Raw genomic sequence first — 15,416 nt, 5'->3', positions numbered from 1 at the left:
TCAGCCAGCGTGCTCCAGCACGGGCGCCGGCGCCGCCACCATCGCCAGCCGCGCAATCGCAAACGTGTTGCGCCCCTTGTCCTTGGCCTCATACAAGGCGCTGTCAGCCAGCTCGCTGATCGTCAGCGCCGTCACGCCCGGTGCGTCGGCCAGCGCAATGCCGATCGTCGCACTGACGGAAATTGGCTGGGAGCCGAGCATGAACGGCGCTTCCATCGCCTGCATGATCTTCTTGGCCACCAGCTCGACGTCGCGCGGCGAATTGACTTCGTCGAGCAGCACCGTGAATTCGTCGCCGGCCAGGCGCGCCACCATGTCGGAGCTGCGCACCACCTTGCGCACGCGCCGCGCAAATTCGACCAGCACCATGTCGCCCACCGCGTGGCCGTACGTATCGTTGATCCGCTTGAAGAAATCGATGTCGAGATAGAACAGGGCAAAGGCGCGCTCGCGTTGCGGCGCACGTTCGACGGCTCCCTGCAGCGCCAGCTCGAACTGGCGCCGGTTCGGGATGCCGGTCAGCGCATCGGTATGGGCCAGCGCGTGCAGGTTGCGTTCGTGCATGCGGGCGGCGGTGGCGTCGGTCGTCAGGATATACACGCCCACCACTTCGCCGTCGCGCAGATGCGGCAGGAAGGTCGAGTGGACGATGCGGATGTGCTTTTTGCGCACGATGTCATGCTCGCACTGCGACGCCTTGCCGAGCCAGGCGTCGTCCAGCGCTTCCTTCTGCTGCAGGTAGAAGTCTTCACCGAAGGCTTCCACCATGGTCTGGCCGACGACCTGCTCGGACGCCTTGCCAAGCCACGACTGATGCACCGCATTGGCGAACATGTAGCGGTGATCCTGGTCGAGATGCGCGATCAGGACCGGCAGGTTGTCGGTAATCGTGCGCAGGCGCTCTTCGCTGTCGGCCAGGCGGTCGCGCGATGCCTTCAGTTCGGTGATGTCCTTCATCGCCACCACCGCGCCGAGGGTCTTGCCCTGAGCGCTGCGCAGTGGCCGGCCGCTGGCCAGCAGCGTGTACGGCGCGCGGCCGGCCGGCGCGATGACCATCGCGCCGTCGCGCACGACTTCGCCCTTGAGCGCGCGCACCAGCGGCACGTCGTCCATCGCCATCGCGGTCTGGCCATCGCCGTGATACAGCGAGTAGAACTGCGGCCATTCCGATGGCGCGATCGCCTTCAGGTCGTGACCATGCAAGGCGCGCGCCGTGCGGTTGAACAGCGTCAGGTTGCCGACGGCGTCGCAGGCGACCACACCGACATCGATCGATTCGAGCACCGCGTCGAGCAGTTCCTGTTTTTCTTCCAGCTGCTGCTGCGTGCGGATGCGCTCCGAGATGTCGTTGACGAAGGCGCCGATATAACGCGCGCCGTTCCACTCGTGGGCCGCCACGGTCATCTGGATCGTGATCTGGCGCCCGCTCTGGGTCAGCGCCGGCAGTTCGACATTCTGGTTCAGGTACGGGCCGGCGCCGGTATCGAGCAGGCTGCGGATGTTCGCGTCATGCGCTTCGCGCTGCTGCGCCGGCATCACCAGCTCGGACAGCTGACGGCCGCGCGCGTACTCGCCCGACCAGCCGAAGATGCGCTCGGCCGACGTGTTCCACGCCACCACCACGCCGTTGCTGTCGGCGCCAATGAAGCCGCTGAACGACGAGTCGATGATCGTGCGGTTCCAGGCTTCGCTCTCGCGCAGCAGCGCTTCGGCCGCTTCGCGCTGCGTCACTTCGCGCGACAGTTGCCCGACCTTGTCTTCCAGTTCGGCGGTGCGCGCGACGATGCGCGCTTCCAGATCGGTATTGAGCGACTTGAGCGCCTGTTCGGCGAGCATGCGCGCGGTGACTGCCTTCAGGTGATTGATTTCGATTTCGACCAGCCCGGCCAGGTCGGCCAGCACCTGGCGCTGCTCCTGGTTCAGACGGCGCGGCGCGCGGTCGATGATGCACAGCGTGCCCACGGCTTCGCCATCGCTGTAGACCGGATGGCCGGCGTAGAAGCGGATATGCGGCTCGCCGGTGACCAGCGGGTTCTCGGCAAAGCGGGGATCCTGCGCCGCGTCCTCGATCACGAGCAGCGCGCGTGCCTGTACCGCGTGGCTGCAGAACGACAGCGAGCGCGGGGTTTCCGAGGCTTCCAGGCCATGGTGCGATTTGAACCACTGGCGCTCAGCATCGATCAGCGACACCAGCGCAATCGGCACATCGAACGTCATGGCGGCCAAGCGGGTAAAGCGGTCGAAGCGGGTCTCGGCAGGGGTGTCGAGAATCTGCAGTTCGGCCAGCGCGGCAAGGCGGGCCTGTTCAATTAACATTTGGCTGACGATGATAAAACCTCTTCCATGGTCCGGAGCGGAGACGACAAGGCAGGACGGCCCTGTCGACACGGCGCCGGGGATTGGGGGAGCCACATGAAATGGTAGCACGCAGTGCCGTGCGGAAACTACACGTTCCGTCCCGTGCGTCGCGTGGCGTTGACGTTTTTTTGACAACTTTTAGCGATACATCGGTACAAAAGCATGCGCACAAGCCATGCGTGACCCGATGCAGCGCATTCTCGTCAGCGCGCGTGACATGCGCGTGACATGCGCTGTCAGATGTCCAGATGCGAGATCAGCAGTCGGCGCGCATCGATGTCGCCCTGGTGGTCCGGGCTGCCCTCCCCTTGCGTGCCAAGGGAAATCCCGACCGACATGATGTCGATGAGGAGCAGTTGCAGGATGCGCGAAATCATCGACAGGAAGCTCGTGCTGTCTTCGCTGTGGTCCACCGCCAGGCACACGCTGGCCTTTTTCGCCAGCGGCGAGCGGCTGGCCGTGATGGCGATGATGTCAGCGCCGCGTGCGCGTGCCGTGTCGACCGCCTCGAGCAGCTCGGGCAGCTGCCCGCCGGTGGAAATGGCGATGACGACGTCGCCCGGCCCCAGCAAACCGGCCGCGAGGTTCAGCAGGTGCGAATCGCCATACGACGCCGCCGGGATGCGGAAGCGGAAGAACTTGTGCTGGCCGTCGAGCGCCACCGCACGCGCATTGCCCAGCGCGTAGAACTCGACCCGGCGCGCGCGCCGCAGCAGTTCGATGGCGCGGTCGATCGCGTGCACGTCGAGCGCATCGCGAAACTTCAGGATCGCGGAGACCGTGTTGTCGATCACCTTGGCCGACAGGTCATGCGTGCTGTCGGTCATGCGCACCTGGCTGTGGCGCACGGGGATGGTGCCGGTCAGGCTGCCGGCGAACTTGAGCTTGAATTCGGCCAGGCCCTGGAAGCCCAGCGAACGGCAGAAGCGGATCACGGTCGGCTGGCTCACGTCGGCCAGGCGCGCGATCTCGGCGATCGGCTCGGACAGCATCTTGCGCGGATGCTCGATCACGAGCGCGGCCACGCGCTGCTCGGCCGGCGAGAGCTCGTGCAGCAGTTGCTGCACACGGTCGGTGAGCGTGTTGGCGCCGCTGCGCCCGCGCAGGTGCTCGGACAGGATCGCCGAGACGCCGTACAGCGCCGGGTTGGGCGTCATGATGATGTAAGTCGGGATCTGGGCGATGTAGTCCCGGAATCGCCCCTTGGCTTCGAAACGCGCACGGAACGGCGACTGCGCAAACCAGGCACCCATGCGCGGCACGATGCCGCCGCCGATGAACATGCCGCCAAACGCGCCCAGGGTCACGGCCAGATTCGCGGCCGCGCTGCCCAACATGCCGGCGAAGGTTTCCAGCACCTCGAGGCAGAGCGCATCGTGCGCATCGAGCGCCGCGCTGACGATGTCGGCGGTGCTGCGCGGCGGCGCCGCGACGCCATTGCGCTCGGCCAGCGCGCGGTAGATCAATTCGATGCCGGGGCCGGAAATCAGGCGCTCGTTCGACACATGCTTCCACTCGCGCCACGCGTACTGCAGGATCGCGAACTCGCGCTCGTCGCTCGGTGCGAAGTTGACGTGCCCGCCCTCGCTGCCCAGCGTGACGAAACCGTCGATGGTCGGAATGACACCCGAAACGCCAAGGCCCGTGCCCGGTCCCAGCACGCCCGAGACGGCATGGGTCTGCGGCGCGCCGCCGCCGATCTGCAGCAGGTCCTTCGGCTGAAAACCCGGCAGCGCCATTGCCAGCGCGGTGAAGTCGTTGACGATCAACAGCGTCGACAGGCCCAGCGCGCGGCGCACGGCATCCGTCGAAAACTGCCAGTCGCGGTTGGTCATTCGGATGAAATCGCCGCTGATCGGATTGGCCAGCGCAAAGGCGGCATGGTGAATGCGCCCGCCCGGATGCTGTTCGAGATAAGCGTGCAGCAGCGGGATGATGCCGTCGAAGTCGTCGCACAACAGCACGGCAACCTGCCCCAGCACGCCGGGCGCGGTCTCGAGGCCCAGGCGCGCATGGGTAGCGCCGATGTCGGCCAGCAGGCGCGGGCCGTCGGCAAAGGCGGCGCGCGGTGGTTTGCTCTTCGGATCAGGGTCTTCTGTCATACCACAAGGATACCATTGACCGAATGACAAAAGAATGGCCGCTGATCAGCGCACGAGCCCCTTGAGCAGCGCCTTGTGGAACTGTACCGGGTCCTGCATCTGCGGCGCGTGCCCCATCTCGGGGAATGTCACCAGCACCGAGCCCGGGATTGCTTTGCGCGTGGTCTCGGCCAGCACCTTGTAGTTGCCCAGTGTCGGGCGCACGTCAGCGGGCGCCGCATCCTTGCCGATCGCGGTCGTGTCCTTCAAGCCCATGAGCAGGAAGGTCGGCGTTTTGATCAGCGGGAATTCGTGCACGACCGGCTGCGTGTAGATCATGTCGTAGATGAGCGCCGAATTCCAGGCCACGAGCTCCTTGCCCTTGCCACGGTACATCCCGGCCAGCATCTGGACCCACACCTCATACTCCGGCTTCCACTGACCGTTGTAGTAGGTCGTGCGCTCGTACTCGCGCACGCGCTCGGCCGACAATTTCAGCTCGCGCTCGTACCACTGATCGACACCCAGCGACGGCACGCCCAGGTTCTTCCAGTCTTCCAGGCCGATCGGGTTGATCATCACCAGCTGGTCCGTCAGTTCGGGATACATCAGCGCATAGCGCGTGGCCAGCATGCCGCCAGTCGAGTGACCGATGATGATCGCCTTTTTCACGCCAATCGAGGCCAGGAGCTTGCGCGTGTTGTCGGCCAGTTGCTGGAACGTGTACTGGTAGTGCTGCGGCTTGGTGGATTTGCAAAAGCCGATCTGATCGGGCACCACGACGCGGTAGCCGGCGTCGCTCAGTGCCTTGGTGGTGCCGGCCCAGGTCGCGCCGCAGAAGTTCTTGCCGTGCATGAGGACGACGGTGCGGCCATTCGGGCTGGCCGGCTTGACGTCCATATAGGTCATCTGCAGGTCGACGCGCTGCGACGTGAAGCGGTATTGCTGCGTCGGTGCAGGATAGGCGAATTCTTCGAGTTCGGCGCCGTAGACTGGCGCGGCGGCCGATTGTGCCTGCGCCGGGGCCAGCGCGAGGACGAGACTCAGGCCCGCGATGGCGCGGGCAATGTGCGTAAAGACGGGCATGGAGGTGGGCAGACTGGCAGCCGGAGAGTTAACAGAACGGCCAGTCTACCCCGGAACCCGGTCAGTCCTGCGCGATCAGCGCCACCTGTGCGGCCGTCGCGAACCGCACCTTGCCGTCCTTGACCACGGCGGTGTTGCCGGTGTACCAGTCGCGCACCGTGGCGCCGTCGTTGAAGACGCCACCCACCGAAATGGCCACCGGCTGCTGCGTCGACAGGCCCAGCGCGACGACCACGCGGTCGCTCACGCCATTCTGTTCCCACGTGCGCTTGAACGTGTACGGGCTCGAGCCGATCATCTGGTGCTTGCCGGCGCCGACGGCCGGATGTGCGGCGCGGAAGCGCCCCAGACGCGCCCAGTGCGCGCGGATATCGGCCACGCGGTGCAGGCCACGCTCGGCGTTCGACGCCAGCTCGTCCCAGTTCATGAAGGTGCGCAGGTTGGCGTCGCCCTCGGCGCCATCGAACTTCAGGATGCGCGCCGTTTCGTCGCCGTAGTAGATCTGCGCCGCGCCAGGTGCCAGCAGCAGCTTGTTGGCCGACTCGAACGGCTGCTGGCGCAGCGGATCGAACGGGCTGCTGTCGTCGTGCGAGCTGATGTAGTTCAGCACCGAGAAGCCCTTCATCTCGCCGTGCAGGATAGTCGAGTATTCCGAGAACACCTGTTCGTACGGGCGCTTGGCGTCGCTGCGCAGACTGAAGCTGATCATGCTGTCGAAGCCCTGGTCCAGGTAGTCGACGAATTCGCCGCCGCCCAGATCGAACTTGCGCGCGTGCTTGATCTCGTAGTTGTAGACCTCGGACACCATCCAGAACGGCTTCTGGTCGATGCTCTTGGCCGGGTTGGCGCGCTTCCAGTCCGCCAGCGCCAGGCTCGCTTCTTTTTTAAGTTCTTTCCACAAGCCAGGCTCGGTGTGCTTGACGGTATCGGCGCGGAAGCCATCGATACCGAACTTGCGCACCCAGTCGGCATGCCATTTCATCAGGTAGTAACGCGGTGCGCGCGGGTAGCCGGTGCGCTTGAAGAAGGCGTCGAGCTCCTTCACCTCACGCTCGTAGCGCCCTTCCTTCTTCCACTTGGCCACCAGATGCGGCGGCAGGTCGACCGGCTTGTCGCTGCCGGTCAAGAAGTCCGGCAGGTTCGCCACCAGCGTGCAATCGACCGTCGTGCGCGCATCCTTGTAGGTGCAGGTCGGGCCGGTGCGCACCCACGACGCCGGCCAGACTTTATCCTGCGGCGTGACGGGGCCGGTGTGGTTCATCACCACGTCGAACACGATGCGGATGCCATTCGCGTGCGCCGTGTCCACCAGCGTGCGCAGCTCGTCCTCGGTGCCAAACGCAGCGTCGAGCGCCGTGAAGTCCTTGGCCCAATAGCCGTGGAAGGCGTAGCTCTTGCCGGTGCCTTCATCGGTCGCGCCGTGGATCTGTTCGATCACGGGCGTCAGCCAGATCGCGTTCACGCCCAGGTCGGTGAAATACCCTTCCTTGATCTTGGCCGTGATGCCGGCGATGTCACCGCCCATGAAACCGCGCAGCGGCGCTGCATCGTCCTTGCGGCCATAGGCCTTGTCGTTGGCCGGGTTGCCGTTGTTGAAGCGGTCCGTCAGCAGGAAGTAGACGGTTGCGTTCTCCCAGACGAACGGCTTGGCGGCGGGCGCCGGGCCGGGTAACTGGGCGCTGGCAGAGGCCATCGCACCGAAGGCGAGCAGCATGGCGGAAGCAAGGACGGGTAGTTTCATGCGGGGTTCCTGTGTGGTGAAGAGGTCAGGTGACGACCGTGGGTTCGCTGCGGCCGGTGCGCTGGCGCAGATCGGACAGGCTGTCGGCCAGATCGATCAGGCCTTGCAGCGCGGCCTGCGTATCGAGGTTGTGGTGCGCCGGATCGGCTTCGTAGCGTTCGAGGTACACACGCACGGTGGCGCCTTCGGTGCCGGTGCCGGACAGGCGGAACACGATGCGCGAGCCGTCCGCCATGATGATGCGGATGCCCTGCTTCGTGGACACCGAGCCGTCGACCGGGTCGGTGTAGGCAAAGTCGTCGGCCAGCGCAATCTGGTGGCCGGCCAGCGTCTGCCCTGCCAGCTCGGGCAGGCGCGCGCGCAGCGCGTCCATCATGGCGCCGGCAGCGCCGGCATCCACGGCTTCGTAATCGTGGCGCGAATAGTAATTGCGGCCGAAGCGGGCCCAGTGCGCCGCCAGCAGCTGTTCGACCGTCTGGCCGCGCACGGCCAGCAGATTGAGCCAGAACAGCACGGCCCACACGCCGTCTTTTTCGCGGATGTGGAACGAGCCGGTGCCGTAGCTCTCTTCGCCGCACAGCGTGACGAGACCGGCGTCCATCAGGTTGCCGAAGTACTTCCAGCCGGTAGGCGTCTCGAAGCAGGCGATGCCCAGTGCTTCGGCCACGCGGTCGGCCGCCATCGACGTGGGCATCGAACGCGCGATGCCCTTGATGCCGCCCGCGTAACCCGGCGCCACGGTGGCGTTGGCGGCGATGATGGCCAGGCTGTCCGAAGGCGTGACGGCGATGCCGCGCCCGACGATCATGTTGCGGTCGCCGTCGCCGTCCGAGGCGGCGCCGAAGTCCGGCGCGTCGGGCGCAGCCATCGCTGCGATCAGCTCGGCAGCGTTGACGGGATTCGGGTCGGGATGCCCGCAGCCGAAGTCTTCGCTCGGCACGCCATTGACGACCGTGCCGGCCGGTGCCCCGAGAATGCCTTCGAGGATCGTGGTCGCGTAGGGGCCGGCCACTGCGTGCATCGCGTCAAAGCGCATCCGGAAGCCGCTCGCGAACAGGCCGCGGATTGCGTCGAAATCGAACAGGCCTTTCATCAGCTCGGCGTAGTCGGCCACCGGGTCGATCACCTCGATCTGCATGTTTTCCAGATGCGTGGTGCCCAGCACGTCCAGGTCAACGGCCGCTGCGTCGCTGATGCGGTACTGCGTGACCGTCTGCGTGTGCGCGAAGATGGCGTCGGTGATTTTCTCGGGCGCCGGACCGCCATTGTCGATGTTGTACTTGATGCCGAAGTCGCCGTCCGGGCCGCCCGGATTATGGCTGGCCGAGAGCACGATGCCGCCCTGGGCGCCGTGCTTGCGGATCACGCAGCTGACCGCTGGCGTCGACAGGATGCCGCCCTGCCCCACCAGCACGCGCTCGACGCCGTGCGCGGCCGCCATGCGCAGGATGGTCTGGATCGCGTCGCGGTTGAAGTAGCGGCCATCGCCGCCGACGACCAGGTGACGGCACGCGCCTTCGCCCAGCGTCAGGAAGATCGACTCGACGAAGTTTTCGAGGTAGCCGGGTTGCTGGAACTCGGTCACTTTCTTGCGCAGGCCCGATGTGCCGGGCCGCTGGCCGGCGAACGGGGTGGTCGCGACGGTCTGGATGGTCATGCTCTACTCCTGTCAATGTAAGCGTTCACAACATCGCCGGACAGAGCCGGACAATGTTGATAAAACGTTACGATACGACAGACGCCGGATTCAAGGCGCGCACACGCGCACCATGTACGCCTGACGTCACACGGCAGCGCGTACCGGCGCCGCCTTGTCCGTCACCAGCAGGGTCAGCAGCGCGGCGATGAGCATGCAGACGCCGCCCAGCACGAGCGTGAGCACCGCGTGGCCATCGAACAGGTGCTTGGTCACGAAACCCAGCAGCAGGCCGCTGACGATCTGTGGAATCACGACGAAGAAGTTGAACAGGCCCATGAAGTAGCCCATGCGCTTGGCGGGCAGCGAGCCGGCCAGGATCGCGTACGGCATCGTCAGGATCGAGGCCCAGGCGATGCCGATGCCGATCATCGGCACGACCAGCATGTTCTTGTCGGTGATGAGGAATACGCTGGCCAGGCTCAGGCCGCCGATGGTCAGGCATGTCGCATGGACGATCTTGCGGCTGGTCATGCGGGCAAACACGGGCAGGATGAACGCGGCCAGTGCCGACACGCCGCTGTAGACGGCGAACATGATGCCGACCCAGCTGCCGGCGTCCTGGTACGCAGTTGACTGCGCGTCGGTGGTGCCGTAGACGCTGTCGGCAATGGCAGTGCCGGTATAGATCCACATCGCGAACAGCGCGATCCAGGTGAAGAACTGCACGAACGCCAGTTGCACCATCGTGCGCGGCATCTTGCCAAAGCCGCCGAAGATCTCGGCGATGGCCACGCCCACGCTGCGCGAGGCGGCGCGCTCCTTGTTGAACGCTTCCATGTCGGGCGGCGGCAGCTCGTCGGCGGACACCACGGTCCAGGTCACGGCCAGGAAGAACACGAGGCCACCGGCGTAGAACGAGTAGCGCACGGTGTCGGGGATCACGCCGCCGATGACGGCATTCGACACGCCCATGCTTTCAAAGAAGGTCGGCAAGAGCGACGCGATGACCGCCCCGCAACCGATGAAGAAGGTCTGCATCGCGTAGCCGGCGGTTTGCTGCGACGGATCGAGCTTGTCGCCGACAAAGGCACGGAACGGCTCCATCGACACGTTGATCGCAGCGTCCATCATCCACAGCACGGCCACGGCCATCCACAGCGCAGTAGAATTGGGCATCAGGAACAGCGCAATGGCGGCCAGAACGGCGCCAATGAAGAAGAACGGCCGGCGGCGGCCCCACTTCGGGTGCCAGGTGTTGTCGCTCAGGTAACCGACGATCGGCTGGATCAGCAAGCCGGTAACGGGCGCAGCGAGCCAGTAGAGGGAAAAGTTTTCGGGGTCAGCGCCGAGCGTGGCGAAGATGCGGCTGGTATTCGCGTTCTGCAGTGCGAAGCCGAACTGGATGCCGAAGAAACCGAAGCTCATGTTCCACAGCTGCCAGAACGACAGGCGTGGTTTGAGCACGGTCGATTGCATATCCATGTGTGTCCCCAATCTGGCCCGACACGGGAGCGGGCGCTGTTATGTGAATGCGCGGCGCACTGGTGGTGCGCGCCGTTGATGCAGAGGCGTGCCGGAACAGACAACAATCCTGCCAGCGTATCTGTAGCAAAATAACATGGGGGTATCGGGGTGTCAATCGTGGAGATCTCATAGTGAGATGGGTGAGACACCTGCGGAACATGTCGGGTTTTGTAGTCAAACAACATGGGCAGTAACGCCTGTCATTCGACGTGCAGATGCAAAAACGTCGCTCCTGCTTGCGCGGGAGCGACGTTTTTCAGCTTACGGTGAAAGGATCAGTCCTTGCTGCCCTCGCCCTTGCGATGCGGCTTCTTGCCCGGCATCGGCTTGTCCGTCACGCGGCGGTCGGCGCCGCTTTTCGTGAACGGCTTCTTGGCGCCGGCGGCTGGCACGGCCGGCGTTTCGCCGTCACGCGTGATCGACAGCTGGCGGCCGGCGACCCAGATTGACTTGAGCTGCGTGAACAGCTCGGCCGGCATGTCCGATGGCAGGTCGAGCGTCGAGTAATCGTCATAGATCTCGATGCGGCCGATCTGCTTCGACGGGATGTTCGCTTCGTTGGCGATCGCGCCGACGATATTGCCCGGCTTGGCGCCGTGGGCAAAGCCCACTTCGATGCGGAAGGTGGCCATGCCCGGCTCAGGGTCGCGCATGACGCGCTCTTTCTTGAAGCCCGGCTCGCGCGCAGGGCGCGCTGGACGCTCTTCCCAGTCGCCACGCGGCTCGCGTGGAGCGCGCTCATGGCTGCCGCCAAATTCGCGCTGCGATGGCATGCTTTCAGGACGCACGTCACGGTCAGGCTTGGTCAGCAGCAGCGGCTCGTCGCCACGTGCCATCTTGGCCAGGGCGGCGGCGATGTCGATCGCCGGCACATTGTCGTCGCGCTCGACGTCTTCGATCAGGGCGCGGAAGACTTCGAGGTTGCCTTCGGCCAGCGTGGCGCGGATCTGGTCCTTGAAGCGCGTCATGCGCACTTCGTTGACGGCCTTGACGGTCGGCAGCTCGAGTGGCGACACCGGCTGGCGGGTCGTGCGCTCGATCAGCTTGAGCAGGCTGCGCTCACGCGGGGTGATGAACAGGATCGCTTCGCCGCTGCGGCCAGCGCGGCCGGTACGGCCGATGCGGTGGGTGTAGCTCTCAGGATCCGACGGCACGTCATAGTTGATGACGTGGCTGATGCGCTCGACGTCCAGGCCGCGCGCGGCAACGTCGGTCGCAACCAGAATGTCGATCTTGCCCTTCTTGAGGTTATCGATCGTGCGCTCGCGCTGCTGCTGGGCGATGTCGCCGTTGATGGCAGCGGCCGAGAAACCGCGTGCCTGCAGCTTGGTCGCCAGCTCTTCGGTGCCCAGCTTGGTGCGCGCGAAGATGATCATGCCGTCGAAGGCTTCGGCTTCGAGGATGCGGGTGAGCGCGTCGAGCTTGTGCATGCCGGCCACCAGCCAGTAGCGCTGGCGGATATTGTCGGCGGTGCCGGTCTTGGCCGCGACCGTGATCTCTTGCGGCTCGCGCAGGTAGGTCTTGGCAATGCGCTTGATCGCTGGCGGCATGGTGGCCGAAAACAGCGTGGTCTGGCGCGTGGCCGGGGTCTTTTGCAGGATCTGCTCGACGTCGTCGATAAAGCCCATGCGCAGCATTTCATCGGCCTCGTCCAGCACGAGGGTGGTCAGCTTCGACAGGTCGAGCGAGCCCTTCTGGATGTGATCGATGACGCGGCCTGGCGTGCCGACGACGACGTGCACGCCGCGGCGCAGCGACGACAGTTGCGGGCCGTAGCTCTGGCCGCCGTAGATCGGCAGCACGTGGAAGCCCTTGATGTGGGCGGCGTAGCTCTGGAATGCTTCGGCGACCTGGATCGCCAGTTCGCGCGTCGGCGCCAGCACCAGCGCTTGCGGCGCGGTCTGCTTGACGTCGATGTTCGACAGGATTGGCAGTGCGAAGGCGGCGGTTTTACCGGTACCGGTCTGCGCTTGTCCCAGCACGTCGCGCCCTTCCAGCAACAGGGGAATGGTGGCTGCCTGGATCGGCGACGGCGTTTCGTATCCGACGTCTTTCAATGCTTTCAGGACAGGCGCCGAAAGATTGAGGTCGGAAAACGATGGGATTGGGGTGTCTGACATAGAGGAAGTTGCTCTTATTAAGTAAGTACGAATGCGACAGTTTACACCGTTGCTTCGTTGGGGGCGCTAAATACAATGGACCGGGCGGCCGAAACCACAGAATCCGAACAATGAAAAATGCCCTTGCAGGCACACCTGCAAGGGCATTGGCGATCGCGACAGCGCCCCGTTGGGTGGCGCTACCTTCGCTTGATACCGGATTACAGCTTGTAGTTCAGGCCGAACAGCATCTGGCGGCCATACTTGGCATAGCCGCGCGGACGGTCTTCGGTACCAGCGTAGCTGCGGAAGGCGGTGTCGGTCAGGTTGTTGACCTGGAACAGCACGGACAGACCTTCGACTTGCTTGAAGTCATAACCCAATTGCAGGTCGACTACTTTATCAGCTTTTACGTAAGTCAGCTCGGTTGCACCACCAATTCCGCCGATTTCACCCACAAAATCGCTGCGATAACGCTGGCTGATACGTGCCGAGAAGCCATCTTTCTCGTAATACGCCGTGAAGTTGAACACGCGCTTGGACAGGCCTGGCAGCGGAATCGCGACATTGCCGAAGCGCTGGTCGAGAATCGAGATTTCGCTGTTGGTGAACGACGCGTTGGCGGTGATGCCGAAACCGTCGAGCATCGGGTGGATCATGTCCAGCGGGGTCGATGCCGCAAACTCCAGACCGCGCAGGCTACCGCCCTCGCCGTTGCGCGGCTGGGTGATGGTGCCGATGTTGGTCAGGGCGCCCTGCAGGTTGAACTCCGAGAAGTCACGCGGCACGGTCACGCTGTAGATGTACGAGGACAGGTCCTTGTAGAAACCAGCGGCCGAGATATAGCCCTTGTTGCCGAAGTACTTTTCGTACGACAAGTCGACCTGCTTGGCGCGCCATGGATCGAGCTGCGCGTTGCCGCCGTTACCGTATGGGGTGCCGGTGGTCTGGGCGGTCAGGCCCACTTCCAGCGCCGCGTTCAGCTGGTTCAGCTTGGCGCGGGCCAGCGTCTTGCCGGCGCCGAAGCGCAGGAATTGCTGGTCAGGCAGGCTCCATGCCAGGTTGATGCTTGGCAGATAGTCGGTGTACTTCTTGCCGTCGGTCAGTGGCACCAGGTCGGCGAATGGCCAGGCGCGCAGCGTGTTCGCGGTCGAGCTCTGGTCGGTTTCGATGACTTGCATGCCGATATTGCCGCGCAGTGGCATCGACATCAGTTCGGTGTCGATGTTCAGCTTGGCGTAGCCGGTCTTGACCTTCTCTTCGATGGTCCAGTTTTTGGTCGCGCCCCATGGCACCAGCACGGCTGGCGTGAATGGGCCGAAGTTGTTGGCGAGCACGCCGTCGATGTCCCAGCTCAGGCTGTTCTGCAGGCCGTACAGCGCTTGCGAATCGTTCAGCACATTGGCGCCGAAGGTGCCGTTGCCGATCTTCGAGAAGCCCGTTTCCAGGTGCGCTTTTTCCTTTTCGCGCTTCGAGTAGTTGAAGCCGACTTCCATGCTGCTGAAGTGCGCGTTGTCGAACTTGCGCTCGATGCTCGTGCGGAACGAGGTCATCTTGTCGGTCATGTTCGGGGCGTTGACATAGCCTTCGCCGAACTGGCCGCCGATGGCGATCTGCGACGGATCGTCGTAGGTGCCCGACAGGCCCAGCACTGGAATCGTGCCGCCGTTGTAGCTGTAGTTCAGCGTCTGGCGCGCAGCGCGGCCGGCGTTGATCTCGATCAGCTGTTCCTTGTGATCAGCCTTCGAGCGGCTGATGTCGACGATGCCGACCCAGTCGCCCGTCGTGTAGCGGTTGTTCCAGCCGAAGGCGGTCAGCTTGTCGTCGCGCGTCAGGCGGTTGTTACGCACGACCGGATTGACGTTGTTGGCGGTGCCGCTGATCATCGTGCCATTCACGACGGTCGGGTTCGAGAAACGCACTTCGCCGTCGTCCTTGAGTGGCATTTCGATGCCGCGGCGGATTTCTTCCTGGTCGAAACGCGAGTGGTAGACGTCGAAGGTCGAGCTGAAGTTGCGGTTAGGACGCCATTCGAGCACACCCATCAGGCCATCGCGCACCTGGTTGCCGGTGGTGGCGATCGACTTCATGCCCTTTGGCACTTTGACGGTCGAGCCTGGCACGACATTGGTGTCGTCCACCCAGTCCCACGTTTCGAACTGTTCGCCGACGTTCGGCTTGTCCTGGCGTGCGTAGCCGATGGCCACACCAAGCGTGCGATTGGCGAACTGGTCGATGTACGACGCGCTGACGCGGCTGCCGGTGTCCGGCGAGCCGGCGCTGATTTCGCCTTTCGAGTTCTTTTCACCGCGCACATTGACGGTGACGACGCGTTCGCGCAGCGACAGCGGCTTGATGGTTTGCAGGTCGACCGTGCCCGACAGGCCCTGGCCGATCACGGCGGCGTCGCCGGTTTTGTACACGGTGACGGCGCTGATCAGTTCGGATGGGTACTGGTCGTATTCGACGGTACGGTCCGAGCTGGTGGTGACTTGTTCGCGGCCGTTGAGCAGCGCGGTCGACAGGTCGCCCGAGGTGCCGCGGATGCTGATCGACTGGGCCTGGCCGTTGACGCGCTGCGCCGACAGGCCCGGCAGACGGGCCAGCGATTCGGCGATCGACACGTCCGGCAGCTTGCCGATGTCTTCCGACGAAATGGCTTCGACGATACCGGTCGATTCGCGCTTGACGGCAATCGCGTCTTCGATGGCGCGGCGGATACCGGTGACAGTCACGGTGGTGACCGGCGCATCGCTGATGGCGGTGTCAGTCGTCGTGGCGGTTTGCGCCTGCGCGCTGCCGGCCATGATGGTGACAAAGATGGCGCACCCGGCGGCCACTGGGCTCAGCTGGAACGCGGAACGCTTGTTGGCGAAAGTTTTCATGAT

At 64.4% G+C, this 15,416-nt stretch carries 8 protein-coding genes; all 8 read right to left on the bottom strand.

The genetic code is table 11. The annotated features are described in order from the left end of the window. Window positions 1–2,316: a diguanylate cyclase gene (locus IFU00_03205; GenBank protein MBD8541288.1), complete on the bottom strand. Its 2,316-nt coding sequence runs from the start codon at window positions 2,314–2,316 to the stop codon at window positions 1–3. A gap of 278 nt (window positions 2,317–2,594) precedes the next feature. Continuing rightward, a complete protein-coding gene (locus IFU00_03200) occupies window positions 2,595–4,460 on the bottom strand; it encodes a glucokinase (GenBank protein MBD8541287.1) in 1,866 nt (621 codons plus the stop codon). A 45-nt stretch (window positions 4,461–4,505) separates the two neighbouring features. Next, complete coding sequence (locus IFU00_03195) at window positions 4,506–5,525, bottom strand: alpha/beta hydrolase (GenBank protein MBD8541286.1); 1,020 nt, start codon at window positions 5,523–5,525, stop codon at window positions 4,506–4,508. A gap of 61 nt (window positions 5,526–5,586) precedes the next feature. Then, window positions 5,587–7,266, bottom strand: a complete 1,680-nt coding sequence (locus IFU00_03190) for an alpha-amylase (protein ID MBD8541285.1) — start codon at window positions 7,264–7,266, stop codon at window positions 5,587–5,589. A gap of 25 nt (window positions 7,267–7,291) precedes the next feature. After that, complete coding sequence (locus IFU00_03185) at window positions 7,292–8,923, bottom strand: alpha-D-glucose phosphate-specific phosphoglucomutase (protein ID MBD8541284.1); 1,632 nt, start codon at window positions 8,921–8,923, stop codon at window positions 7,292–7,294. 126 nt (window positions 8,924–9,049) lie between these two features. Then, on the bottom strand, window positions 9,050–10,387 hold the full coding sequence (locus tag IFU00_03180) for an MFS transporter (protein MBD8541283.1): 1,338 nt from the start codon (window positions 10,385–10,387) through the stop codon (window positions 9,050–9,052). A 317-nt stretch (window positions 10,388–10,704) separates the two neighbouring features. Continuing rightward, window positions 10,705–12,549, bottom strand: coding sequence for a DEAD/DEAH box helicase (locus IFU00_03175; protein ID MBD8541282.1), 1,845 nt, complete (start codon window positions 12,547–12,549; stop codon window positions 10,705–10,707). 200 nt (window positions 12,550–12,749) lie between these two features. Next, the gene (locus IFU00_03170) at window positions 12,750–15,413 is read right to left on the bottom strand and encodes a TonB-dependent receptor (protein ID MBD8541281.1); all 2,664 of its coding nucleotides are present in this window, start codon (window positions 15,411–15,413) and stop codon (window positions 12,750–12,752) included. Window positions 15,414–15,416 lie beyond the last annotated feature (3 nt).

It is taken from the genome of Oxalobacteraceae sp. CFBP 8761 (genome assembly GCA_014841595.1).
In the GTDB taxonomy this organism is placed as follows: Bacteria; Pseudomonadota; Gammaproteobacteria; order Burkholderiales; family Burkholderiaceae_D; genus Telluria.
The sequence above is the reverse complement of the archived record's forward strand: the minus strand, read 5'-3'. Positions and strand labels throughout refer to the sequence as shown.

Excerpts from the sequence above, each read along its gene's own strand:
- IFU00_03195 (MBD8541286.1), bottom strand. The coding sequence starts at position 5,525 with ATGCCCGTCTTTACGCACATTGCCCGCGCCATCGCGGGCCTGAGTCTC.
- IFU00_03180 (MBD8541283.1), bottom strand. The coding sequence starts at position 10,387 with ATGGATATGCAATCGACCGTGCTCAAACCACGCCTGTCGTTCTGGCAG.
- IFU00_03190 (MBD8541285.1), bottom strand. The coding sequence starts at position 7,266 with ATGAAACTACCCGTCCTTGCTTCCGCCATGCTGCTCGCCTTCGGTGCG.
- IFU00_03175 (MBD8541282.1), bottom strand. The coding sequence starts at position 12,549 with ATGTCAGACACCCCAATCCCATCGTTTTCCGACCTCAATCTTTCGGCG.
- IFU00_03170 (MBD8541281.1), bottom strand. The coding sequence starts at position 15,413 with ATGAAAACTTTCGCCAACAAGCGTTCCGCGTTCCAGCTGAGCCCAGTG.
- IFU00_03205 (MBD8541288.1), bottom strand. The coding sequence starts at position 2,316 with ATGTTAATTGAACAGGCCCGCCTTGCCGCGCTGGCCGAACTGCAGATT.
- IFU00_03185 (MBD8541284.1), bottom strand. The coding sequence starts at position 8,923 with ATGACCATCCAGACCGTCGCGACCACCCCGTTCGCCGGCCAGCGGCCC.
- IFU00_03200 (MBD8541287.1), bottom strand. The coding sequence starts at position 4,460 with ATGACAGAAGACCCTGATCCGAAGAGCAAACCACCGCGCGCCGCCTTT.